21 protein-coding genes are annotated in these 23,979 nt (G+C 41.7%); 3 read left to right on the top strand and 18 right to left on the bottom strand.

The genetic code is table 11. The annotated features are described in order from the left end of the window. Window positions 1-23: 23 nt before the first annotated feature. Genes ATG70_RS01020 through ATG70_RS01010 form a run of 3 tightly spaced genes read right to left on the bottom strand, consistent with a single transcriptional unit; the run spans window position 24 to window position 4,494 of the window. Complete coding sequence (locus ATG70_RS01020; RefSeq protein ID WP_098442534.1) at window positions 24-1,400, bottom strand: sigma-54-dependent transcriptional regulator; 1,377 nt, start codon at window positions 1,398-1,400, stop codon at window positions 24-26. Beyond that, window positions 1,401-3,086 carry a sensor histidine kinase gene (locus ATG70_RS01015; RefSeq protein ID WP_098442533.1) on the bottom strand — a complete coding sequence of 562 codons (1,686 nt, stop codon included), beginning with the start codon at window positions 3,084-3,086 and terminating at the stop codon, window positions 1,401-1,403. Beyond that, window positions 3,070-4,494, bottom strand: coding sequence for a sodium:solute symporter family protein (locus tag ATG70_RS01010; protein WP_098442532.1), 1,425 nt, complete (start codon window positions 4,492-4,494; stop codon window positions 3,070-3,072). Before ATG70_RS01010 ends, ATG70_RS01015 begins: the two co-directional genes overlap by 17 nt. A 292-nt stretch (window positions 4,495-4,786) precedes the next feature. Here ATG70_RS01010 and ATG70_RS01005 point away from each other — a divergent pair, with 292 nt between their 5' ends. Next, on the top strand, window positions 4,787-5,104 hold the full coding sequence (locus tag ATG70_RS01005) for a YciI family protein (protein ID WP_257147575.1): 318 nt from the start codon (window positions 4,787-4,789) through the stop codon (window positions 5,102-5,104). A gap of 52 nt (window positions 5,105-5,156) precedes the next feature. Here ATG70_RS01005 and ATG70_RS01000 read toward each other — a convergent pair whose 3' ends face one another. Together ATG70_RS01000 and ATG70_RS00995 are read right to left on the bottom strand one after the other, a co-directional pair. Then, the gene (locus ATG70_RS01000; protein WP_098442530.1) at window positions 5,157-5,654 is read right to left on the bottom strand and encodes a GNAT family N-acetyltransferase; all 498 of its coding nucleotides are present in this window, start codon (window positions 5,652-5,654) and stop codon (window positions 5,157-5,159) included. Window positions 5,655-5,671: 17 nt separating this feature from the next. Next, window positions 5,672-6,412 (bottom strand): alpha/beta hydrolase, encoded by a 741-nt coding sequence (locus tag ATG70_RS00995; RefSeq protein ID WP_098442529.1) that lies wholly within the window; start codon window positions 6,410-6,412, stop codon window positions 5,672-5,674. A 136-nt stretch (window positions 6,413-6,548) separates the two neighbouring features. Here ATG70_RS00995 and ATG70_RS00990 point away from each other — a divergent pair, with 136 nt between their 5' ends. Next, window positions 6,549-6,704: a Fur-regulated basic protein FbpA gene (locus ATG70_RS00990; protein ID WP_098442528.1), complete on the top strand. Its 156-nt coding sequence runs from the start codon at window positions 6,549-6,551 to the stop codon at window positions 6,702-6,704. Window positions 6,705-6,744: 40 nt separating this feature from the next. On the opposite strand, the gene ATG70_RS00985 is transcribed toward ATG70_RS00990, so the two are convergent. From ATG70_RS00985 to ATG70_RS00950, 8 genes are all read right to left on the bottom strand, one after another. Then, a complete protein-coding gene (locus tag ATG70_RS00985; RefSeq protein ID WP_098442527.1) occupies window positions 6,745-7,302 on the bottom strand; it encodes a GNAT family N-acetyltransferase in 558 nt (185 codons plus the stop codon). 80 nt (window positions 7,303-7,382) lie between these two features. Further along, complete coding sequence (locus tag ATG70_RS00980) at window positions 7,383-7,907, bottom strand: DinB family protein (protein WP_257147574.1); 525 nt, start codon at window positions 7,905-7,907, stop codon at window positions 7,383-7,385. 291 nt (window positions 7,908-8,198) lie between these two features. Next, complete coding sequence (locus tag ATG70_RS00975) at window positions 8,199-10,196, bottom strand: penicillin-binding transpeptidase domain-containing protein (RefSeq protein ID WP_257147573.1); 1,998 nt, start codon at window positions 10,194-10,196, stop codon at window positions 8,199-8,201. 72 nt (window positions 10,197-10,268) lie between these two features. After that, window positions 10,269-11,141: an SMP-30/gluconolactonase/LRE family protein gene (locus ATG70_RS00970; protein ID WP_098442526.1), complete on the bottom strand. Its 873-nt coding sequence runs from the start codon at window positions 11,139-11,141 to the stop codon at window positions 10,269-10,271. Between the two features lie 102 nt (window positions 11,142-11,243). Beyond that, window positions 11,244-13,229, bottom strand: coding sequence for a hypothetical protein (locus ATG70_RS00965; RefSeq protein ID WP_257147572.1), 1,986 nt, complete (start codon window positions 13,227-13,229; stop codon window positions 11,244-11,246). Window positions 13,230-13,504: 275 nt separating this feature from the next. Then, a complete protein-coding gene (locus tag ATG70_RS00960) occupies window positions 13,505-15,079 on the bottom strand; it encodes a glycoside hydrolase family 32 protein (RefSeq protein ID WP_098442524.1) in 1,575 nt (524 codons plus the stop codon). An 89-nt stretch (window positions 15,080-15,168) separates the two neighbouring features. Next, window positions 15,169-16,497, bottom strand: a complete 1,329-nt coding sequence (locus ATG70_RS00955; protein WP_098442523.1) for a glycoside hydrolase family 68 protein — start codon at window positions 16,495-16,497, stop codon at window positions 15,169-15,171. Between the two features lie 34 nt (window positions 16,498-16,531). Further along, on the bottom strand, window positions 16,532-17,839 hold the full coding sequence (locus ATG70_RS00950) for a glycoside hydrolase family 68 protein (RefSeq protein ID WP_179886130.1): 1,308 nt from the start codon (window positions 17,837-17,839) through the stop codon (window positions 16,532-16,534). 397 nt (window positions 17,840-18,236) lie between these two features. Between ATG70_RS00950 and ATG70_RS00945 the strand changes: the two genes are divergently transcribed. Next, a complete protein-coding gene (locus ATG70_RS00945) occupies window positions 18,237-19,589 on the top strand; it encodes a dipeptidase (RefSeq protein ID WP_098442522.1) in 1,353 nt (450 codons plus the stop codon). Between the two features lie 189 nt (window positions 19,590-19,778). Here ATG70_RS00945 and ATG70_RS00940 read toward each other — a convergent pair whose 3' ends face one another. The 5 genes from ATG70_RS00940 to ATG70_RS22235 are packed head-to-tail and all read right to left on the bottom strand — an operon-like array spanning window position 19,779 to window position 23,588. Next, window positions 19,779-20,870 carry a sensor histidine kinase gene (locus ATG70_RS00940; RefSeq protein WP_257147571.1) on the bottom strand — a complete coding sequence of 364 codons (1,092 nt, stop codon included), beginning with the start codon at window positions 20,868-20,870 and terminating at the stop codon, window positions 19,779-19,781. Then, window positions 20,857-21,540: a response regulator transcription factor gene (locus tag ATG70_RS00935; protein ID WP_098442520.1), complete on the bottom strand. Its 684-nt coding sequence runs from the start codon at window positions 21,538-21,540 to the stop codon at window positions 20,857-20,859. The genes ATG70_RS00940 and ATG70_RS00935 overlap by 14 nt, the downstream gene beginning before the upstream one ends. 36 nt (window positions 21,541-21,576) lie before the next feature. Further along, entirely contained in the window at window positions 21,577-22,173 is a 597-nt protein-coding gene (locus tag ATG70_RS00930) for a TlpA family protein disulfide reductase (protein WP_098442519.1), read from the bottom strand. 13 nt (window positions 22,174-22,186) lie between these two features. Beyond that, window positions 22,187-22,945: a cytochrome c biogenesis CcdA family protein gene (locus tag ATG70_RS00925; RefSeq protein ID WP_098442518.1), complete on the bottom strand. Its 759-nt coding sequence runs from the start codon at window positions 22,943-22,945 to the stop codon at window positions 22,187-22,189. Then, a complete protein-coding gene (locus tag ATG70_RS22235; protein WP_179886129.1) occupies window positions 22,932-23,588 on the bottom strand; it encodes a hypothetical protein in 657 nt (218 codons plus the stop codon). The genes ATG70_RS00925 and ATG70_RS22235 overlap by 14 nt, the downstream gene beginning before the upstream one ends. Between the last annotated feature and the right edge of the window lie 391 nt (window positions 23,589-23,979).

Here is a 23,979-nt window from a genome sequence, read left to right as displayed (position 1 = left end):
CCGCCCATTTCGGGCGATTTCGCTCATGTAATCTCATATTTATCAATTCTACGTTGAAGGGCGTAGCGGCTCATCCCTAATAACTTACTAGCCTGCGTGATATTCCACCTCGCATCTTGAATGGCTTTCTCGATGTATTTCTTTTCAATCGCTTCAATATGGTCTTCTAATGAAAAGCGATCATCGAAGACGACGTCGTCAACTGATTTAGAACCCTCTACGTATCCTTCAACCGGATTTAGAAAATCAAAGTGATAAGCTGCTAACTCTTTTTCCTGGTGAAGAATCGCGATTCGTTCAATTGTATTTTTCAGTTCCCTGACATTTCCGGGCCAATCGTAGCTCACTAAACGCTTTTTCGCATCAGCTCGTAATGCTGGTTTTTCCTTTCTCATTTGCTGACAGAACTCATGGAGAAAATGTTCTGTTAGCATCACAATGTCATCGCCTCGCTCACGCAAAGGCGTTAACTTTACTGGAACGACATTCAAGCGATAGTAGAGATCGGATCGAAACGTCTTCTCTTGAATCATTTCTTCGAGCGATCGATTGGTGGCGGCAATGACGCGTACATCAACCTCAATATCGTGAACACTTCCAAGGCGCTTAATTTTCTTATCTTCAAGAAAACGAAGAAGCTTCACTTGAATATCCAGTGAAAGATCTCCAATTTCATCAAGAAACAATGTCCCTCCATCGGCCCACTCCATTAAGCCAACTTTCGGATTCACTTGTTCTGTCACGCTATTTTTTTCTCGACCGAAAAGCTCAATTTCAATTAAGTCCGCTGGAATGCTGGCACAATTCACGGCAACAAACGGCCCTTCATGACGCTTACTTTGCTGATGAATGCTTCTTGCAACAAGCTCTTTCCCCGTACCTGTCTCGCCTCGAACTAAAACCGTCGTATCATTACTTTCAGAGATTAAGGAAATTTTATCTTTTAACTCGTGCATTTGCTTACTTTCACCGATCATTTGAACAAGTTTCGTCCGTCGCTCTTCCTCTCGATAGCGTTCGACTTCCTTCTCGAGATGGTGCTGTTTGATCCATTTTTGAAGGATGATCTTTAGCTCCTCTAACTCAAAGGGCTTCGTTAAATAATCAAAAGCGCCTTCTTTAATCGAGCGAACGGCTGTTTTTGCATCACCATACGCCGTTAACATCATCACGGCCATTTCAGGGTAGCGTTCTTTAAATTCATGGAGCGAGTCGAGCCCGTTTCCATCAGGTAAGCGAATATCTAATAAAAGTACGTGCGGACTAAATTCATCAAGCATGTGCCATCCTTCTTCAAGCGTTGCTGCCGCTCTTACGTCGTACCCTTCATCTTCTAAAAACATTTGTAGCGTGAGCCGAAGCGTTGTTTCATCGTCAATAATGCCTACTTTTACAGCCACTTATTTCTCCTCCCTTCCTGTTGCAAATGTGATCGAAAACTCCGTCCCTTTTCCACGTATACTCTTTACATCAATTTCTCCATTGTTTTGAACGACTAACTGATGAACAATTGACAAACCAAGCCCCGTTCCTTCTGCACGAGTTGTATAAAATGGATCAAAAATCTTTTCCATCACAGTATCCTCCATTCCAACACCCGTATCTGCTATCATAATCGTTACGTCACAATCCCTTTGATAACTTGAAAGAATCAGTTCTCCGCCCTCTGGCATCGCGTTCATCCCATTTAGGATAAGATTTAACAGAATCTGCCGAAGATGATCACGATCCACGAAAACCTCTGTATCGTTTTCGAAATGATGAAGGACCACATTTTTTTCATTCGCGATCGTTTTCATGAGTAACACGAGAGAATGGAGTGTTTCATCTACTTTCAACACAGAAGGATTTGTTTCCATTGGCCTTGAAAACTGTAGAATATTGGTGATGATCTTATTCACACGATCAATGTCCAGCAGCATATTTTCCGTTAATGTAAGCTGATCCTTTGTTAGCTCAAGCCTGCGTGTTAATAATTCCGTCGTTGTTTTAATGCCTGCAAGTGGGTTTCGAATCTCATGGGCAATACCTGAAGCCATTTCACCTAATGAGGCAAGACGGGACATTCTTTCCACGCGCTGCTCTAATTTTCGTCGATGCGTAATATCTTCAAAGGTAATAATGGAACGTTGCTTTTCTGACGTCCCCAATACTTTGTAACTTACGGCATAGAACACTTTCTCTTCCTTCCGTTTATGATCCCAAATTTCCTCGCTTCTTCTTTTCGTTTCATGAATCGTTAACTTGCCAAGCCGTTCTTTTAATAGCGGATCTTCTTTCATCATTGTCTGTGCTGCTTCATTATAAACGGAATTGGCTCCTTCAATCACAAGCACCATGCCAACGTGAACGCTATTTAGTATCGTCTCATTCAGCTTTTTGATTTTATCAATTTGCACATTACGCTCATCAAGCGTTTCCACCATTTCTTTCAATGATGAGGAAAGTACGCCTATTTCATCTTTCCGATTATCATTCATCTCGATGTGCTTCGTTCTCTCTCCTAACGCAATTTGCTTACAAAAAGCCGCTAAATTCTTAATCGGTTTTGACAGATGATAAGAAAGAATAATCGTAAATTGAACCGCAATCACACCAGTAAAAATACTGATGAGAAGGGTGTATTTCTGAATATTAGGAAGTGAACCTGAATAAAAGGAAAAAGACATCGGCTGGTAAAGCGTCCAATTCCACTGCTCAATTTGTTCTGTAAGCACCGTACTTTCGGTGGAAAAGCTCGTTTTCACTTCGCCATTATACCAATCAAGTTCACTTGCTTGAACAACTTCTCCTTCAGATGAAAGGGTGCCATCGGCTTCTTCCACGTACAAACTCTTCGTTTCATTGATCATGATTTTAATGAGTGATTTAGCTTCTTCTTCGTCCATACTCCCGCTTTTCACACGATCATCAAGTTTCTCCGCATACCGACCAAGACTCGTTAAGTGTTCTTGAGCCGTCGCCTGCTTTAACTGCTTTTCTGATTGATAACTTGACCACATAGAGACGGCACCTATAATGAAAATCGGCACGAGTACAATAATTAAGAAGGGCACTAAAATCTTTCGTTCAATGGAGTGACGCATATGATCGCCCCCTTCCTTTTAGAAAGAAAAGAATGCCTGCTACCACAAGCGAAGGGAGAACGGGATGAAACACTGGCTGTAGCGCATTTGGAATAAGGAGGAAAGCCAGTACATACGTGATCAATCCGCCAAATGTCGAGAGAAGTGCCTGACGATGATCGACGTTCGTATAAAGACCTCCATATAGCGGAAAGAACAAGGATACCGCAATAATTCCCCATATGTGACCACTGAATTGGACAATCCCCTGCGGTGGTGTAAAGGCAATCATAAGAGAAAAGGTCGCAAAGATAAAAATCATCCATCGCGTCCAGGAAATCACTTTGAGATCAACGGTATTCTTTTTCCGTATAGGGAGCGTGATATCATAGACAAAGCTCGTCGCCATGATCAACAGCTGTGAATTTGCTGTTGAAATGGCAGCTGCGACAACGCTAATTAACAGTACGCCTTTTAACGGTGTTTCGAGTAGGTAAGCAATAATGAACGGATAGATTTCATCCGTACTCCTGAATGGAACGCTAGGATCAAGCACACGTGACCCAATTCCAATCACAAAAATAGAAAAATAGATAAGGACAAGAAAAACAGTACTGGTGCCAACCATTTTTAGCGCCACCTGTTTCGAGCGCGCGGAAAGAATACGAACCGCATATTGAGGGTTCGCCGCAACGCCAAGTCCAAGCGAAAAGAATGCACTTAACAACGCCCAAAAAGATAAGCCGCCTTCAGGAAAAAGCGCCAAATAAGAGGTGGATCCATTTTGGTCTAAAGCTGAAAGACCACTCGTGATTTCTCCAAGCCCGCCAATTTCTCCAACAATAAAAACGGCACCTAGAATGGTTCCAAAGAGAATTAAGCAAAAGTGAAAAATATCGGTTCGTGCCACAGAGTGAAGACCGCCAAACGTCGTATAGAGAACGAAAAGATAAATTAAAAACACACTAACCGTATAAGGAATTTCAAGCATCTGGCTAACCACAATCCCGAATCCTCGAATTTGAATCACAACATAGAGAAGGTAGCTCACGCTCAGAATGATGCCGACCCAAATTTGAAGAAGCTTTGAATCATAGCGCACGAGAAAAAATTCCGGAACGGTAACCACGTTATATGTATAAAGTTTAGAAGCGAGAAAAAACAACCCGACAAGTCCAAGTAACCAGGCAACGGCAGTCGTCCAAATGACCGAAACCCCACCTTCATAAATCAATCCCGGCAATCCAAGTAAAGAGGCTGCACTAAACCATGTTGCACAGAAGGAAGCCACGCTTGGAAATAAGGGAAGATTTCTTCCTGCTAGAAAATATCCCTTCAATTCGTCCGTTTTATCAAACCCATGCTTTCCTAGAATAAGAATGGCAATGGTATAAATGAGGAAAACGCTTAAATATAGTAGTTCATCCACTCCGCTTCCCCTCCCATTTTCCTGTAAATCACGAAATCATTTCTCGTATCAGGTTTCATTATATACAAAATCATGAATATGAACCAGAATGGGCTCGACGGTCACTTTCTTAACCATAACATAATAAAGCCGCTCCCCTTATCGAGTAGCGACTTTCTCCTTTAGTTGATTTGGTCCAGCCAATCGTTCAGTTATACCGCCGACACAACCTTCTCACCTCTCCCACATCTAAAAAGGATTTCGTTTAATCAGGAGAGAAGTAAAGTACAACGAACAAATGGAGGTTTTTTTTATGAAGCAATTTCTATACAAGCTTACGTTAATTCCTGAACTACTTGAAGAAAGCAACTGGACCGACAAAGAAAACAACATCGTCTCAGAGCATTTTCACGCCCTTCAACATCTGTTGAAAAATGATACGCTCATTATGGCAGGACGAACCCTAAACAATGACCCTTCTTCATTCGGAATTGTTGTCATTCAAGTCCCTTCAGAAGATGAGGCAGAAGCACTAATGAACAGTGATCCTGCCGTACGAGAAGGGATTATGACAGCAGAGCTTTTTCCTTACAGCGTTGCCCTGTATAACGATACTTTCTCAACACGTTAGCTTCTGGATTGATCAATCAAAAAGCAGACGCCTCGTAGACGTCTGCTTATGATTAGAAATATTGAACCATATGCTCTTCGTTTAGAAACCGACCCTGCACATAGAGAGCCTTCTCTTCAATATAAACGGTTTTAAAACCGAAGCTCTTGTACAGATGCTTTGCTCGTTCATTCGTTGATACGACAGATACACTTAATTTAAGCAGCGCATCCTGGTTCTTTGCATAATCAATGACGCGAGATAAAAGCGCTCTGCCTGCCCCTTTGCCACGATATTCCGGTGTAACGTAGACAGCAAATAAATCCGCTTTGTGCCGAACCTTAATCCCAGACCCTCTGACAAACGTAATCACACCAACTAACGTCTCTTTATCAAAAGCGCCAAAAGTAGCGCCTGATTCCATGTTTCTCGCTGTGCTTTTAATCGGGTCATCCTTTAGGATCGCCTCTTCGTAACTTGACGCGAACGCTTCAGGATTTTTCTTTAATGCTTCTAACCGAAGCTCCCAATAAGCTTCTGCATCATTTGCTGTTAACTGTCTTACTTCCATGTCAAAACCTCCTTAACTTACACGAGTCCTTTTATAAATGCCTTACATTTTTCTACAATGAATTCTTTATCATGATCGAGTGTAGCCACGTGGTAGCTATCATTCAACTCAATCACTTCTTTATTCGTTGAAGCAATTTCTTCATAAATAGTAGTCGAATTTTCTGGCGGTACAACATGATCCTCGATTGATTTAAAGATTAACGCTGGCATCTTAATGTTTGAAAGATCCTTTCTTGTTATCTCTACTAGCTTCAAAATCTCTTGAATGGACTTTGTCGGCGTTTTCTCATAAGCAAGTTCGTCGACGCCTACCGCTTTAATATCTGATCCAATGGCACCAAGGAAGCGCGGCTCTGTTTTTCCTCTCATTTGTTCTAGATCAGGCAAGTCAATTGCTGAGTTAATCGGCATAATCCCTTTTACTTCTGGGTGTTTGCTAGCTAAATAAAGCGTTAGCGTACCGCCCATTGATAACCCAGTGATGAAAAGCGTATCACACCGTTCATTCAACCATTGGTAGCCCTCTTCAACGGACTCGATCCACTCTTCATATGTACTCTGTTCCATATCCTCATAATGTGTCCCGTGCCCTTTTAATCTTGGGCCACATACCGTGTAACCTTCCGAAGCCAGTTGCTCTCCTAGATAACGCATGCTTTGCGTTGAGCCTGTAAAACCATGAAGAACCAAAACGCCTGTTTGATTTCCTTCAAAGTAAAAAGGCTCTGCGCCTTGCTGAACAGCGTGTTTTTCCATTTAAATCCCTCCTAATGAATTTTGTTATTCGTCACGAAAGCGCTTTATCCCTTTATAACAATGTGCAAATCGAGGTTTAAACATCACACTATAGTGGAACATATTACCTGGATATACTTAACAGGAGGAATGAAACGTGTCACACCTAATGAAACAACATGATCCCCAACAAAAACAATCATTCATTCAACGTTTATTAGACCGCGGTGTATATAAATTAAAAGACAAACAACTTTATGAATGCACAATGGAAGAATTAGAACGACTTGTTCATATGGTTGAGCTACCATAACATCTCCAGAGGATAGTGCCGGAGATGTTTTTTTGTGCAACTATCTACCCTTTTCCAACCACTCACTCGCCAGCATACTATAGACAACGTGATCATAGAATTCTCCGTTTACAATTTCCACCTGTCTAAGCACACCTTCTTTCGTAAACCCAAGTCGTTCAGGAATGGCACGGCTTTTCTTATTGGCAGACGCCGCACGGATCTCAATTCGATTTAATCCCATTTCCTTAAATCCTAAATGAATCATTCCCCGGCACGCCTCAGTCACAATCCCCTTCCGCTGAAATTTCTCACTAAGCCAGTAGCCAATCGTAGCGTATTGATGGTTTTGATTCACTTCATTAAAACCCACCGTTCCTGCAAGCTCACCTTTATAAAAGATGCCGAGCGTTTTCGGATACCCTCCTGTTTCACTAACACCATTTAACGTACTTTGGATAAAGTCCCGGGAAGCCTCAACATCCGTATTGTAATCGACCCATGCAAGCCACTTTTTTAAGTGATCTCTTGATTCATCAATCAAGTGATAAAGCGCTTCTGCATCGTTAATTGTATACATACGTAAATAAAGATCCTCGTTAAGTTGATATGTAAACATGTTCCTATTCTCCTCTTTTTTCACCTTAAGACTTTGTCTCGTCTTGTCATCCGTTTTCCGTTATGTACCTTGTTTTTCCTCTAAGTCGTTAGTCTTCTTTTTATCATGAGGATTTGGCCACGATGGCTAATTTCATCCTCCATAACATGGAACCATTTGAAATAATGATTCGCCTTTTCATCCCAGCCAAAAGGCGTTACTTTTTCTAGCCAGGTGTCGTCTTTTTCTCTTAAATCAGCAAGCGTTTTAGCACGAACAAGACTAAGCTCACTCCAATAATAATCAAGGTCGCGCCCCTGAATCACGGTTCTCGCTTTTTCTCCAAGCTCAATGCCTGTTTCAAGTTCCTCCCATTCCGCATCATTTAATTCCCGCTCTTGAAACGTCATGATTTGAAATGCTCTTTCGATTGAAGACATATGATGAAGGAGCATCCCAATGGAATTACTCTTGTCATCCATGTGAAAATCGAGTTGATCAACCGCTAAGCCTCTGATTGCCTCTTCTGTTGTGTGTCTGGCATAATCCATCATCGACACTAACCTACCAATCTCAGGCGTAAAGCCTTTCTTACGATCAATCATACAAAGATCATGATGTGGCATCGTTCGACTTCCTCCTTTTGATCAAATGTAGCTTATTCTTACTACTTTCCATAGGAGAGTCGAAAATCCCTCTTTAGTTCCTTACTTTCCCAGAAAAAGCCCTCGATCCTAGCATAGAATCGAGGGCTTTTGTGTGTTTCGCCAATAAAATCTGGTTTTGGACAATATAATTGAATTTTGGACAATAAAAACGCAGTTTGGACAATAAAAACGCAGTTTGGCCAATATATCCGAAATTTGGGCAATAAACGTCGAACAGCCGTCCTCCCGACACCACAGCAACCAAAGAAATCACTGCATTTCCACGAAAACGTCTTTCACTTTTCCTGTAATATCGTGACTTGAGGCGCCTTCAACCATCATCGCGATTAACAAGTCCTTCTCATCCGTGTTATACGCAACAAAAAGTCCATTTTCAGGGCCTTCTTCTTCACCCGCCGCCTTTAACTCGGCCGTTCCTGTCTTACCAGCGAGCGAAATACCTTTTACTACTGGATCATAAGCGGTACCCTCAGGATCTGAAACTACCTTCCCAAGATCATCGCTCACAATTGAGGCAATTTCAGATGAGATGACTTCAAACGCTTCAGCGGACTCTTCGCTCACTCGAAGCGTTGGCTTCAGCATCACGCCATCGTTAGCAAACGTCGTGTACGTCATAGCGAGCTGATAGGGAGAAATCTGTAGCTCTCCCTGTCCATAGGCAGAGTCTGCTAAAAGAATGTCATTTTCACCAAGACCTCCGTTAGAGATTGACGAGTTTTCGGTTGGAAAAGGGAACTCGACTTCCTGACCAATTTGGAATGATTCCAAACCTTTTTGGAACTTTTCAGCGCCAAGATCCAGCGCTTTTCGTGCAAAATAAATATTATCCGAATGCATAAGCGCTTCTTCAAGTGTGACTTCCGGATCTGCCGGCTTCACGCGCGTCACTTTATATCCGCCCCAGCTTGAGTCTGGCTGCCACTTCAAACCATCAATTTTCTCAACGGCTTTCGGATCTAAATCACCATCTCGAAGTGCGATCGAAGCAGTAAGCGGCTTAATCGTTGAGCCTGGTGAATACGTTTTATTAAACTTAGCTGAAAATGGGAGGTCCTTATTATCAGCTAACTTCGCATACTCGCCTTCGTCAAATCCAAGTGTAAAATCATTTGGATTATAGGAAGGTGAACTTGTTAACGCAAGCGTCTCACCCGTTGTTGGATGGAGCGCCACCGCTGTACCTGGATCTTTTCCAAGCTGCTCAAATAATTCCTGTTGAATTGAGCCATCGATCGTAACCTGGATGTTCTCACCATCAACCTTTTCCTTACTAGCGATCACTTTCTTAGGATCTGCTCCCTTCACTTCAATGGACCAGCCTGTTACACCATGAAGCTCATCTTCATACACTTGCTCAAGGCCAGCTTTTCCAATGCTCTCATAGCTGGAATAGCCCTGTCCTGCATACTTCTCGAGATCTTCTTTCTGCATTTGTCGAATATACCCCGTTAAATGAGCAGCACTCTCACCAAAAGGATAAATCCTTTCAGTCGTATCATTAATCTGCACACCTGTAATTTCCCTAGCGTCAGCAATAAGCTCTTCTTCTGTTTCCATCACGCTTTTTAGCGGAACGAACTGCGTTGGATCAGACTGCACCCAGCCCTGATTAAGCTCATTCTCAATATCTTCTACGCTCATCTTCAAAGCGTCACTAAGCTCAGCCACAATCTTTTCTTGATCAGATTCAATGGCTTGCGGCACCACTCCAATTTGCTTAACCGTACCATTAACGGCTAACGCTTCACCGTTCCGATCGGTGATTTCACCGCGAACCGGAACAGAAGAACGAATCGCAACCTCATCGCCTTTTTCTAATTCCTTAAAAATAAACGAAGGATCCCAGTTTACGCCGTAAGAGTCTGTATCTTCTCCTTCAGTTAGGACAAGCGTTGCTTCATGATCAAATGAAACTTCACCAGCTAGTGTTTGCATCGACACTGAAAAAGGGAAGGTCACTTCTCCTTCCTCATTTGGTTGAGCCTCTTCTTCAGGTTTTTCAAAGCTTACTTTCAAATCTTCAACTTCTACATCATCATAAATAGACTGATACCGCTCGACGAATTCGTCTTGCGAAATCGATTTTTGTGTTGCTGGAGATAATTGATCGTACATGCTACTAAACTCCTGCTTGTTCCAGTCCTTTACGTATGTATCGAACGCATCAACCGCTGATGGTTGATCCGAACAGCCCGCTAAAAACAGTAAAAATAGCCCCATTGAGATAAATGATTTTAGTTTCACACTCTGCCCCTCTTTTTCTATTATTTTCCTCTTATTATAAAAGACTTTAAGACAGGAAGAAAGGGAAACAGGTTATCCTTTGAATGCGTAAGTGCGACTTCCTTTTACATTTGTTTTCACACGAAACACTCCGCCGGCATACGGAAACTGCTTCAGTTCATCTTCGCTCGTATTTGTTCGCGCTGTGGTGATATAGAGCTCATTTCGCTCTTTTCCGCCAAAGACGCATGACGTCACATTCAACGCTGGTACGCTAACTTCTAGCAGTCTTTCTCCAGTATCTGGGTTCCATCTTGTTACCTTAGAACCTCCCCAGTGAGCGATCCATAGATTTCCTTCTTCATCACTCGTCATACCATCTGGCATACCCTCGCCATCAGGAATCGTAATCACTTCAACAGGATTTCGGATATCGCCTGTGGAAAGATCGTAGTCATAGCGAACGACTTTTTTCGTCGGCGTATCAATAAAATACAAATAGCGCGTATCAGGTGACCAGGCGAGTCCATTGGACGTACTCACATGATCGATTTTTTTTGTCACTTCAAGGTTTTCTTCAAGACAATAGAGCGCGCCTTCCCCTTTTAACCCTTCCATATGCATCGTTCCTGCCCAGAATCGCCCAGCAGGATCGCATTTTCCATCATTAAAGCGATTATCAGGCAAATGACTCTCTGGATCGGTAATCGCCTCTACGTTCTCAGTTGAAAGATTCATAGCGTAAAATCCCCCAGCCATCGCCATCACAAGACCACCTGATTCACGTGGTGCAATCGTTCCAACCATTTGCTCCTGCTTCATCTCGATATTACCTGCCGTCATCGGGTTGTAGGCATGAACCTTCTTTCCTTCAATATCAACCCAATAAAGAAGCTGACTCTGATCATCCCAGCAGGGTCCCTCCCCGAGTATTGCGCGTGCATCAATGACTAGTTTTGCTTCCATAAACTGTACCTCCTGATTAGTGAATCTTCTATTCTCTCTACTTTAACCCTTAATAAGAAAAGGGTCCACCTTCTATAGTATAAGAAGGGAACCCATGCCTTTTTAAATTAAAAACGGATTAGCTAAATCGGTCCACTGGTATTTTTGTCCCCAGCTTTCTTTTGCGAGCGTCGTTACCCGATCAATGATCTCCTGTGGAACCGTTTCGACGGCTCCCATTTCATTCGGATTATAATGATAGGCATACACACGGGATAAAAACTGATCAAATGGAAGAGAGGCTTCTCCTTCCTCTTCCCCATGATTTCGGACCGTTGACTTAATGCCCTGGCCCCAATCCTGTCCGCTATCATTATTCGGATTATAAAAGTAGACTCTCGTTTCTCCAGATGGATCAGCATCAATTCGCTGGATGCTAATCGCATGAAGACCGAGTAAATCGGCGTTCGCTGTAGTGACGAAGATCCCGACCGGATTTGGGTAAATCAGCTGATGACCTTCATTGTAATCCGGATGATGCGTTGCATAAAAGAGTCGTGCAAACTGTTCATAGTTTGTTACGGCTCCGGTTACCGGATTAATAACGGATGAAAACTCCTTAGAAATCCACTGACCATAAAATTCCGGATTCACAAATTTATGACCATCTTCACCACGTAGAGCGCTTCGCTTCATCATTTCATCGTAAACGCGATCAAGATGCGGAACGAGAAAAAGTGAAACAGCATCAAGCTCTTTATGAAGATCCGGGGCAAGGCCTCCCGCGATAAGCGACGAATTAATTTCAGCACCTTCAAACGAGATATCAATTTCCCCATCTCGACACGCTCTTGCTACAAGCTCTAGCAAAAATCCTGGATCGTGCTGTGACCAGAGGCTGATGCCTCGGGCTGATTGACAGGTTGGGTTCATTCCCTGTCCAATACCAAGCGGTTGTCCCAATACGCTTAGAAGTCCTGATAATAGAATACCTACCGGTGTGATGTCCTCTGGATTATCACGTGATGCGAGTAAATCCTTTTCGACTTCAGGGAGCATCTCAATTTCAACTATACGCTCCAGTCCTGGAATAACAGGCGGAGAGGATAATACGCCGCGCTCAAGCATGCGCGCAAGTCCGTAAAGCGACTGAGCAGTGACAGGATAAATCGCTAATGAAGCCAACTCTTTCACTAAGGAAAAATGCTCATTTAAGTTCGCTTCCCCTTTTTCAGTCAACCCAAGTGTTAAGACGAGTAAATGAGACGCGTCCTCTTCTGCAAGAGTACGTGCAAGTTTGGCATGAACCGGTGAGACGAGGCCAGTATCACGCATCACTTCTGCAAATCGCTCCGCTTCTAATTCTTTTTCCATCTCAGATAACGCATTGAATTGATTTTGGTAGTCAGCAAAGTTAGGGTATTTCTTGCTCAGTTCTGTTGGTGCGTGCACGCTATCAAGGTAGCGCTGAATGCTTTCACGTCCTTCTACGCTTAAGTCCTCCGAAGATAAGAGATTTTCAGCATAGCCGATCATCTCTTTAATTCGTTTCACCATAATCGGGCGCTGAGCAGTCAATCGGTCGATTTCATCAACAAACGTAGCTGATAGCGATCCGAGCGACATTTTTTCAGCTAAAAATTGAAAGAGGAGGATGCCTCTCTTTTGTTCTTGCCCTTGATTAATTCTTGCTTCCTCCGTCTCAGCTGGAAAAATCATTTGGAGATTCAGCGCCATCACTTTGTTTAGAAAAGTGCGGGCTTGCTCGCGTGAAACATCTGGATGTGTATAGTCCTCTTTCGCAATTGCAAGCATACGAAGCTCACTTAGTACTTCAAAGATCGAATAGTTTCCGTCTATTTTAAATGATCCACCTACAAGAGGCGGTTGTAATTTACGAGGTTCTTCCCATGGTCCACCTTCAAAAATGCCCGCCTTATCATAGTCACCAGCAAGTTGATAAAGGGATTCGAGCTTATTCTGGTCAATGAGAACGGCAGCGTCTGATAACAATTCTTCTAACACAACTGGATTCTGGCGATTTTCCTTGAATGACTGAAGAGTCCTGACAAACTTTTGCTGTTCTGAATTTGAAAATGATGTTTCCATTTCCATACATCCCCCATTATTTACAAGATAGCTATTTGTTCCCCAATCCAGGAAAAGGAAACCACTTCTAAGGACCTATTTATTTTCGATTATCGAGCATTTCGCGGAATTATTGAGAATATCGCGGAATTATCATGGTTTTCGCGGAATAAAAATAAATATCGCGGATATATTCCGAAATTCGCGGAAATAACGCGTTCTTACTCTCAACAAAAGATCACGTATAAGAAAGAGCGGTCATCTTTATTGCAGATGACCGCTCTCAATATAAATTCTTACTCTTTTTCACTCGTCTTCCAAGATGATTCAAGCTCATACACTTCTAGAGATTCAAGCGTCACCTTTCCATTCATTGCATAGATTTCAAAACCATCACTATCCTCTGATGGGAAAATTCGATTTGTCATGACACGTTTTCCATCATTCGCAAACAGCTCAACAGAAGAGCGATCGACAAACAGGTGAAGCTTTACTTTTCCATCTTCCGTTGGTTCTAACGGTGCCCTGTACACACCAGGAAACTGTTCATGAAAACTTGTATCGCCACTATTCTGTCGATCAACAAATGCAAGATTATTTTTTGAATCATATCCTACAATCGTTTCCTCTTCGTCTCCCTTTCGAACGCGGAAGCCGAATTCACCTGACGTATCTAAATCGAATTCGGCAACGACTTCATACGTATCTGCCTTAAAATCATCAAGCGGCATTCGACCTTCCACTTCTTTATCGGATAAATCCACTAACTTCTTAGAACGATTCGACTCAACCTCACCCGCCGGCTCTTGGATAAGACGCGTTTCTCCGTTCACTTCTTTCAAAGAAACCTCACGTGGTAAAGACATGGCACCTTTCCATGGATCAGTCGGTAAATCAGACGCATACATCCAGTTACTCATCCAGGCAAACCATATGGGATTGCCCTCATGGTTGCTGAAAGCTTGTGCCGCATAAAAATCGGTTCCATAATCAACCCAGTTAATGTCGTCTTTTGCCCCTTCTCTCGTGAACGTCTTTCCATCGAAATCACCGATAAAATATTGTCCACCCGATCCGCCAGCAATACTTCCTGGATTCATATCCACCTGCAATACCCATTTCTCATTAGAAGACTCGCCATCAACCGGTAATTGGAAAAGTTCTGGCGTCTCCCAAACGCCACCTTGTGCGCCCTGATCAACGCCGAATTCACTTAATTTCTCCCAGTCGATCAAATTATCTGAGCCATAGAAAATGACTTTATTTCCTGCTGCAAGAAGCATGATCCACTTTTCAGACTCCTCGTGCCAGACCACTTTAGGATCTCGAAAATCTTTTATCCCAGGGTTCGGAAGGATCGGGTTCCCCCGGTATTTCTTCCACGTTTCTACACCATCTTCACTATAAGCGAGACCCTGCGTTTGTTCTTCGCCCGCTATTGTATAAAAAGCCACAAGACCCGCTTTTCCTTCTGCAAAAAGGCCGCTCGTATTGGTTTTGTCATAAATCGCGCCACCAGAGAAAATCATCCCCTGATCATCCGCTTCTAGCGCCATCGGTTTTTCTTCCCAGTGATAAAGATCTTCACTGACCGCATAACCCCAACCCATGTTTCCGAATTCATTTCCTGTAGGATTATGCTGGTAAAACAAATGGTATTTCCCTTCAACATACACCATCCCGTTTGGATCGTTCATCCAATTTTGTTCTGGCGTATAGTGAAACTGGGGACGTAGCGACTGATTGTATTCTTTTGGTATCTCAGGCTCTTTCTCTTCTTGTTGTGGCGATTCATTTTTGCCATTAAAGCTCGCAAAGATAAGAATGCCAATCACGACAAAAACGCCTACAGCTAGCAACCATTTTCTCATAGTATCCAGCTCTCCTGTCTGTCAAACGAATAATGCCTCTAAATAGAAAAGTAACTGTCGAAGCTTATCCTCGACAGTTACCATCACTCTTATTTAAATACGCCAGCATCCATTTCTTTTGTAATCTTCGTTTCATCATTGTGAATCGAAAGTTTAAGAGATGGAGCTAATGTGCCGCCAAAGTGATCAAATTGATATTGCTCTGACTGCGCGCCAAGTTCATTGATTGTTAAACCGTTTAGGTCATAGAAGTTAGCAAAGCTAATCACTGTACCATTCGGCATAACCATCCATGAATAGGTTTGATAAGGCTCATTCTCTGGATTTGCAACAACAAGACCACTTCCGTTAAGAGGCTCATAGTCTGATGTTAGAGAATCCGATACAAAGCCATAAAGACCATCTGGACCAGTTATTCCTGGAGCAAACTTGTTTTTGTGCGTATCAGTAAAAAGATAATATTTATTTCCCTTTGTTACGATATGCGGACGTTCAAGCTCCTGATTGAGGCTGTTCGCTTCCATCAGTGGAGGCATGATGTCAAACTCTGTGTAATCATCGTTTTCAGCTTTTGCGATTCCGATATTACCGTTAAAGAGTTTTGATTCTTCAGGTACTTCGTCTACTGTAGCGAAGTCTTCAGAACCGATGTGCTCCTGTTCAACAGAGCGTTCGGCAGGTGTACCGCCAGAGTTCCCTTCAAACAAGATGTAATCTTCGCCTGTTTTAGGATCTTCAAAGAACCACGGATCACGGAATGCATAAGCAATGTCTCCCTGCTTACTTTGTTCCATTGTCTGGTAGTATTCGCCATCTGGCTCAAGAATCACTTCATGATCAGACCAGTTATTGAATTCGATTCCCTTATTTGAAGCATCCACATCAGCAGAAGCCTTTACGAGACGCTGCTCATAAGTTAGCTGTTCTTCGCCTTTGCGACCTGTTGCCGTATAGAAGAAATTAATCTCGCCATCTTCAATCATAGCTGAACCTGCCCATTGACGGGAACCTAGTGCCTGCTCTTCATTAAAAACGGTACCGCCAAGCTTCCAATCTTTCCCGTTCTTTGAAACGAAGTAGCGAATTTCAGCGATATCATGACGCTTACCAGGTAATACATCACTTGGAGCTGTTAGCGAGAAAATCACTTTATAACCGTTTAATGTTGCGATCGAACCATCTTTGTTACGTAGTGGCCACGTATCCCAGATATGGTACTCTGGCGCAATTTGTTCAAGGTCTTTTGTGTTAATTTCTGGAGCCGTATTATCTTTGTTTTGAACAATTTTAGATGCATCTTCTCTTGTCCAGTTCGATGTTTCACTCTCTGCTGCAAAGCTTGTTGCAGGGGCAAAACTTGAAAACAGGGTAGCGAATCCGAGAACGGAAGTCGCTACTGTTTTTGAAAACTTATTCATGTGGGTAAGTCTCCTTTAGTCTGGTTTCCCAGTTTTAGTGTGAAGGCATGATTTGGCCTGGCTTAAGTGCGCCAGTTACTTTTGTTTCATCACCATGAATCGAAAGTTTAAGCGTCGGAGCAAACGTACCGCCAAACTGAAGCTCACCGTTCTCATCACGATACTCGTTCACAAAGCTGATCACTGTACCATTCGGCATAACTGCGTGAGAGTATGTCATAAATGGATCATCTTCAGGGGTTGCTACAACAAGACCATTGCCGTTAAGTGGCTCGTAATCACCGCGAAGAGAATCATTCGTAAAGCCATAAAGACCATCAGGGCCCGTTAATCCAGGAGCGAACGTAAATTTATGTGTGATTGTAAAGAGGTAGTACTCTCCACCTTTAACAAGGATGTGTGGACGCTCAAGCTGCTGGTTGACACCATTTGCTTCAAGTAGTGGTGGAAGCAATTCAAAGTCTGTTAGATCTTCATTCTGTGCTTCAGCAATTCCAACGTTACCATTGTAATCTTCAGCGCCAGCTGGTACATTGTGAGTTTCACGGAAATCAGCATCACCAATGTTTTCTGGGTCTAGTGACTTATCGTCTCCTGCTGTATTTCCTTCAAAGATTAAGTATTCTTTTCCTGTTTTAGGATCCTGGAAGAACCATGGGTCACGGAATGAATAAATAATATTTCCTGTTTTTTGTTCTTGCGTTTCATAGTACTCACCGTCAGCTTCAGCAAGGATTTCATGCTCACCAAAGTTGCTTAGCTCAACAGATTTAGATTTCTTATCTGCTTCAATATCAAACGTTGTTTTCGCAAGACGTTGTTCAAATGTTGTTTGTTCTTCACCTTTACGTCCAGTTGCTGTATAGAAAAGGTGAACCTTATCATCGTCATCCATCATTGCTGATCCTGCCCATTGGCGAGCGCCTAGTGCATCTTCTGATTCATATGCAAGTCCGCCCATTTTCCAATCTTTTCCGTTCTTCGAGTAGAAGTAGCGAATTTGAGCTTCGTCGTGACGACCGCTCCATGTATATTCTTTAGAAGCTGTAAGAGCAAAGACAACCTGGTAACCATTTATCTGTGCAATCGATCCATCACGATTACGTAGTGGCCATGTGTCCCAAACCCAATAATCTGGAGCCACTTCATCCACGTTGTCGATGTTAGGTGCAGTGTTGTCTTTCGATAAATCATAACCCTGTGCATCTTGACGAGACCAAACTGCTGTCTCAGCTTCCTCAGCCGCATTCGTAGATAACGGCATGCCTGCAAATCCACTTACAAGCATAATTGTCGATAGTGCAATCCCCTTAAAAACAGAAGACTTTTTCACGTTCCCCATCTGCCACACTCCTCAAAATTTAGTAAAATGTTTCATTCGCCATAACTGTATGGAAAATATGTGAACCCGTCAACACGCCCGAAAAAGCAGAAATCTTGCAGGTCTTTAGATAGGAAAACCTTATTCTGTCAATCAAGAAAGCGGTTATCAACTGGTTATCGAAAAGGCTTTCATCGCAAAAATAAATAGTTCTTTAGAATCAGGAATCGATTCCACACAGAGGCATTTAGACCCACCTTATATGACAACCACTTAACTGCAATGTCATAATTTTAATATAAAAGTTAATGTCCTGATATTAAATCGCCTTAATTTCCCAATATAAATCGCGCGTTTCATGTGCAAATCTTCGTCTCTGGATTATAATAAAGACAACCTAACTAAGGAGGTTATACTTATGAAAAATACCATCGAATTACATAAAGATTCTTACCTGAAAGAACTAGAGGAATTTCTGAAAATCCAAAGCATTTCAGCCGTACCTGCCCATAAATCAGATGTTCAAAAAGGAGCTAAATGGGTAGCCAACTCTTTGGAAAAGACCGGCATGGAAAACATTGAAGTTATCGAAACAGACGGTCATCCGATCGTCTACGCTGATTGGCTTCATGCAGAAGGTAAACCAACGATTCTGATCTATGGCCATTATGATGTGCAGCCCGCTGATCCACTCGACCTCTGGGAAACGCCACCATTTGAACCTATTATCCGCGACAACAAAATCTATGCGCGCGGTGCAACAGATGATAAAGGTCAGCTGTTTATTCATATCAAGGCGATGGAACTCTTGATGCAAGAAGGTGGCAAGCTCCCCGTTAATGTGAAGTTCTGTATTGAAGGGGAAGAAGAAATTGCCAGCCCACACCTTGGACCTTTTATTGAAAAAAATACTGAGAAACTTTCTGCTGACGCTGTTGTGATTTCAGATACTTCCTTTATTAAAGAAGGCTTACCTGCGATTTGTACATCTTTACGTGGGGCCCTTGCGATGGAGGTGAAGGTGAAAACAGCGAATACGGATCTCCATTCTGGCGTGTACGGCGGTGGGGTTCCAAACGCAGTTCATTCCCTTGTTCGTCTACTCGATAGTCTTCACAGCGAAGATGGCGCCATTACCGTGGATGGATTTTACGAAGGTGTGCCAGAACTTACAGAGGAATTGAAAGAAGAAATCGCTCAGATTCCGTCCGATGATGAAGGAATGAAGCAAGAGCTCGGATTAACTTCTTTATTTGGAGAAAAAGGATTCACTTTCAAGGAACAGACGGGTATTCGTCCAACGCTTGAATTGAACGGGATTTCAGGAGGATACCAGGGTGACGGCATTAAGACAATCGTCCCCTCAGAAGCCACAGGTAAAATTAGCTGTCGTCTCGTCGGAGATCAAGATCCACAACAAATTTATGAACGTATCGAAAAACACCTTCTTGATCATCAACCAGTCGGTACAACCATAACCATAAATCAATTTATTCAGGCCCGTCCCGTCTCGCTTGATTCAAACGATCCGATGATTCAAAAAGCGGCTGATGCTTATGAAAAGGTATATGGCGTGCGTGCTCTCTTTCCTAAAGAGGGTGGATCGATTCCAATCGTTGAAGTATTTGCTCGTGTTCTTGAAGCGCCTGTTGTGCTCATGGGCTTCGGACTCCCATCAGAAAATTTACATGCGCCTAATGAACATTTTCATATTGATAATTTCACAAAAGGCATCGAAACCGTTTGTACTTATTTCAAGTCACTTTCATAGTGGCTTTTCATACGCTATCGTCAAACTTATGTTCATGCCACGTTTAAATACACTAGTATTACTATAATGATTTTAAAATAAGCGGCACCTTCCTCCCTTACGCAGGAGTTGAGATGCCGCTTATGTTCATTCTTAACTTAGTTAATTTTCGCCAAGGTCATCAGGATCTCCGTCTTTTAAATTGACCAACTAGATAAGCGGTAGTGTAATCCAAAAGGTGTGAGTCTCTCCCTCTGACTTTAATCCAATCTGCCCTTGATGGTGTACAATAATTTCTTTGGATATCGCAAGTCCAAGTCCTGTTCCGCCTGTATTATCTCTTTCGCGTGAAGAATTTGCACGATAGAACCTTTCAAAAATTCTATCTTTTTCTTGAATAGGAATTGCTTGTCCAGGACCGGAGATCGATAGCCTATAGTGACTTTCTACTAATTCTCCTTTTATCATTATTGGTCCTGTTCCTTGATAGTATCTAATTGCATTATCAATTAAATTACTGATCACCTGCGAAATCCCCTCAGTAGAAACATTCACTGCACCAGATTCAGTCTGTACCTCCACGTTAATTCCTGCATTTTCTAATGACCAACGAAACATTGCAACCGATTGATGTATTAGAAATTGCATATCGATTGGTTCTTTCTCGGTATACGTCTGTTTAGATAGATAATCCCATTCCTTCACTTGTTCAAGCTGTTCCACCATGTGAATAAGTCGTTCCGATTCCTTCTGAAGAGAATGGTATATTTGTTGATCTCCTTCAATCACACCATTTTTCAAAGCGCCCAAATAACCGTTCAAATTAGCTAATGGGGTACGAAATTCATGTGAAAAATCCAAAACCAGCTCTTTTCTATGTTGTTGCATCTCTTTTAATTGTTTCACCAGATCATTAAAATGACCAATTAATTCTCCAACTTCATCTCTCGTATTCACAATAATGGGGTTGGGATAATGACCTGCTTTCATTCTTTTCGTTGATTCAATTAGCTCTTTTAACGGTCGTATGATTTCCTTTACCAAGCGATAATGTATTAAACTTCCAATTAAAATGGCAGCTATACTAAATATCCATAAATATTGAAAAAGAATGGAGTTAAATAGTTGTTGTTTCTGGTCATTCCACGATCCCAATCCATTAGCCAAAGAACAGGCAGTATGATAGATCGCCCAACTGCTTAATGCGATAAATATACCAACGACAATGACATTAACAAATGTCAGACGTAATAAAAGTTTATTTGGAAGGAAGGTCTTTGCTCGTTTATTATTCCACAACAAATTTATACCCCATTCCTCGAACTGTTTGAATACGTTCAGGAATACCAGGATTAACCTCAATTTTCGCTCGTAGTTTCTTAATATGGGCATCAATCGTCCGATCCATAACCGTTTTATCGACATAGGGGTATAATTGTAAAATCAAATCTTCTCTTGATCTAACAACATTTGGGTTTTCCATAAAATGATAGAGTAGATTGAATTCGTGTTTTGTTAAGTTTATCTGTTTATCGTAAAGAAATACCTCACCGTTTCGAGGTTTGATACATAACCCTTTGTAAGTGACTTTTTGACAAAACTGTCCCGTACGTCGCAAAACGGCCTCAACGTGAGCAAGAAGTTCTTCTGGATCGAACGGCTTCGTCAAATAATCATCTGCTCCTATTTTTAATCCCTTGATTTTATCCTCTGTTCGCGCTTTGGCTGATAGCATAATAATCGAAACCTCATTCCGTTCTTGCTCCCGTACCCACTTGCAAAATTCCTCACCAGGTAAAAGGGGTAACATTAAATCAAGAACGACTAGACACGGGTGGTGTTCTAAGAAAACATTTTTCGCTAATTCACCGTTTGCAGCTTCTACTACCTCATAGCCAGCATTTTTCAGATAGATCGCGATAAGGTTTCGAATCATTTGATCATCTTCTACGACTAAAATTGTCTGTTTCACCAAACTCACCTCTTGGCTATTGTACTATATGAAAGACTATTTCATCTTTTCATATTCCTGTATCATGAGGTCATAATTTAATGCACCCATTGCAACGAATTGGATTCGACCATTTGAATCGATCATATATGAAGTTGGATATGCACTCACTTGATACGTATTAGAAACATCAGAATTCACATCCATCACAACTGGAAAGGTCATTTCGAATTCTTTTACAAATTCTTCCACTCCTTCAGTGCTCTCTTCTGTTTCTGTGAGGTTTACGGCTAAGATCTCGACATCTTTTTTCTCGTACAGTTTTTGAAAATCAGGAATTTCTGCTCTACAAGGAGGACACCAGGTAGCCCAGAAGTTCACGATTACTCGCTTCCCTCTATAATCAGATAATTGCACCGCTTCTCCATTTAACGTTTGCAGTTTGAAGTTAGGAGCAATCTGCCCTTTATTTATCCCAACATCATTTGATTCTACTAAATCATCACCTTCAACCGCTTGAGTTGAAAATTGAGAGTCGGCTACCTGATCACTACTGCTATTTTCTCCTTCAGCGTCATCAGTAGAGCTAGTAGAATCATATACCGCCCAACCAACCATACCTATAACAACGATAATAAGAAGTGTTCTTCTCATTCCTCATCCCCCTTTATCCTAATTCTGATAACCATGTATTTTGTACTAAATCAAGCAGAAAGCCGGTTATTCGCGGCAATAGCCCAAAAAATAATACCATTCCCATAAGAATCATGATCACAGCACCGAACTTCATAATGACCTCACTATGTCGAACGATCCATCTGGTAGAACCGAGAAAGAATGTTAAAACAATAAAAGGTAGAGAAAATCCAATTACATACATCACCGTATAAACGATGCCATGCCCTGGATTACTTGCTGCCAATAATAGAATTGATCCAAAAATAGGGCCGATACAAGGAGTCCAACCAGCAGCAAAACCAAGCCCTACAAAAAAAGTGCCCAGGTATCCAACCGGTTTTTTAGAGTAGCGAATACGTCTTTCTTTCATTAAAGCTGGAATCGTTATCCATCCTGCAACAAAAAATCCCATGAGGATAATAAAAATTCCCGCAAAACGCTGAATTAATAAACCAGAGTCACCTAGTAATAAGTTTTGAACCCATTGACCTAATAATGATGCACTAGCACCTAAACTAATAAAGACAAGTGATACCCCTAATAAGAAAAATAACGAATGGCTCATTAATTGACTACGAATCTTCGAATTCTTATTTCCTTGCAACTCATTCACACTTATTCCAGTTATGTACGACAGGTAGGCTGGAAAAATTGGTAATACACAGGGAGATAAAAAAGATAAAGCTCCTGCTCCCATTGCGAGGAACAGACCTACAAGTAGAGCTGTATCTGCTTCAATTCCTACCACGTCTTTCCCTCCTTCTCTTATTTATGATGATGAACATACTAATTAAGTAATATAATCCAACAAACCATGGAGTGATTATATAACCAAACAAAGTTACTATTGGTTGAATGAAATCTAGTAACACCATTCCTCCTGACCACGCCGTTATCGTCACGATGAGTAGCGTAGAGGATGCTATTTTTTCCCGCAAGCTAATGAATAAGACGAGGAGAAAACCAACAACAATTAAGGTTTCATAAGTATAGGCATTACTATTCCAAAACATTTGGATAAATTCATATGCAAATGTCATTACTAATAAAACAAATACAAGAGATTCTATAAAGTGGGGCTTGTTTTTAGACGGGTACTTGGATTTCAAGAGATTGACAAGTGTACTAAGTAGAATCGCAAAATAAAAAGCATGTGAATTACTCGGGTAAGCTAATATTGCCAGTGGATCTTTAATAAACAGAGAAAAATTCAAAATAATTTTCCCCATCCAAATGTAGAGAATAAAATTAATCAGTTGTGACACGATTTCTTCGATATGTTCTCTTCTCTTTTGCTTCGATAGATCACTTATCACATAGAAGGTTCCAAGTCCGATCATTAGACTTAAACTAAAGATGCCAATTGATATTAATTTGCTTGCATTCACCATCCGTCGTTCCTCCATTTAACTGTATCTAAGAATTTAGTATAAGTAGGTTATATGAAAATTTGATGAAATTATTTCACCGTTAGGATAAACGCCCATATTCGTTGTATGGATTTTAGTAACTCTATGATAAGCTATAAAGAATCTAGTCTATCTTTCTTTTCTGTATGCGAACACGATTTGAAACTGAAAGGAGACCAAGGATCATGTTTAAAAAAATATTAAAACGAGTCGAAAAACAAATCAAGAAGTCGAGTGGGAGTAGCCACAAAAGAAAACATTATCATAGAAGCAGCTCAAGCGGGCGGAAACATTCGCCTTATGGCGGCAGTCATCGTTATAAGCGTAAAGGCTCAAGTAGTAGTAGCTAATAATAAAACCAGCACCTGGTTAA

It is taken from the genome of Bacillus sp. es.036, from assembly GCF_002563635.1.
GTDB lineage: Bacteria > Bacillota > Bacilli > Bacillales > Guptibacillaceae > Guptibacillus.
Note: the sequence above shows the minus strand (reverse complement) of the source record. Positions and strands in the feature narration are given on the sequence as shown.

Bases quoted from the DNA above. Each gene is read 5' to 3' on its own strand.
- ATG70_RS01015 (WP_098442533.1), bottom strand. From the start codon at position 3,086: ATGCGTCACTCCATTGAACGAAAGATTTTAGTGCCCTTCTTAATTATT.
- ATG70_RS01005 (WP_257147575.1), top strand. From the start codon at position 4,787: ATGAAGCAATTTCTATACAAGCTTACGTTAATTCCTGAACTACTTGAA.
- ATG70_RS01000 (WP_098442530.1), bottom strand. From the start codon at position 5,654: ATGGAAGTAAGACAGTTAACAGCAAATGATGCAGAAGCTTATTGGGAG.
- ATG70_RS00995 (WP_098442529.1), bottom strand. From the start codon at position 6,412: ATGGAAAAACACGCTGTTCAGCAAGGCGCAGAGCCTTTTTACTTTGAA.
- ATG70_RS00985 (WP_098442527.1), bottom strand. From the start codon at position 7,302: ATGTTTACATATCAACTTAACGAGGATCTTTATTTACGTATGTATACA.
- ATG70_RS00980 (WP_257147574.1), bottom strand. From the start codon at position 7,907: ATGCCACATCATGATCTTTGTATGATTGATCGTAAGAAAGGCTTTACG.
- ATG70_RS00970 (WP_098442526.1), bottom strand. From the start codon at position 11,141: ATGGAAGCAAAACTAGTCATTGATGCACGCGCAATACTCGGGGAGGGA.
- ATG70_RS00965 (WP_257147572.1), bottom strand. From the start codon at position 13,229: ATGGAAACATCATTTTCAAATTCAGAACAGCAAAAGTTTGTCAGGACT.
- ATG70_RS00960 (WP_098442524.1), bottom strand. From the start codon at position 15,079: ATGAGAAAATGGTTGCTAGCTGTAGGCGTTTTTGTCGTGATTGGCATT.
- ATG70_RS00955 (WP_098442523.1), bottom strand. From the start codon at position 16,497: ATGAATAAGTTTTCAAAAACAGTAGCGACTTCCGTTCTCGGATTCGCT.
- ATG70_RS00950 (WP_179886130.1), bottom strand. From the start codon at position 17,839: ATGGGGAACGTGAAAAAGTCTTCTGTTTTTAAGGGGATTGCACTATCG.
- ATG70_RS00945 (WP_098442522.1), top strand. From the start codon at position 18,237: ATGAAAAATACCATCGAATTACATAAAGATTCTTACCTGAAAGAACTA.
- ATG70_RS00930 (WP_098442519.1), bottom strand. From the start codon at position 22,173: ATGAGAAGAACACTTCTTATTATCGTTGTTATAGGTATGGTTGGTTGG.
- ATG70_RS22235 (WP_179886129.1), bottom strand. From the start codon at position 23,588: ATGGTGAATGCAAGCAAATTAATATCAATTGGCATCTTTAGTTTAAGT.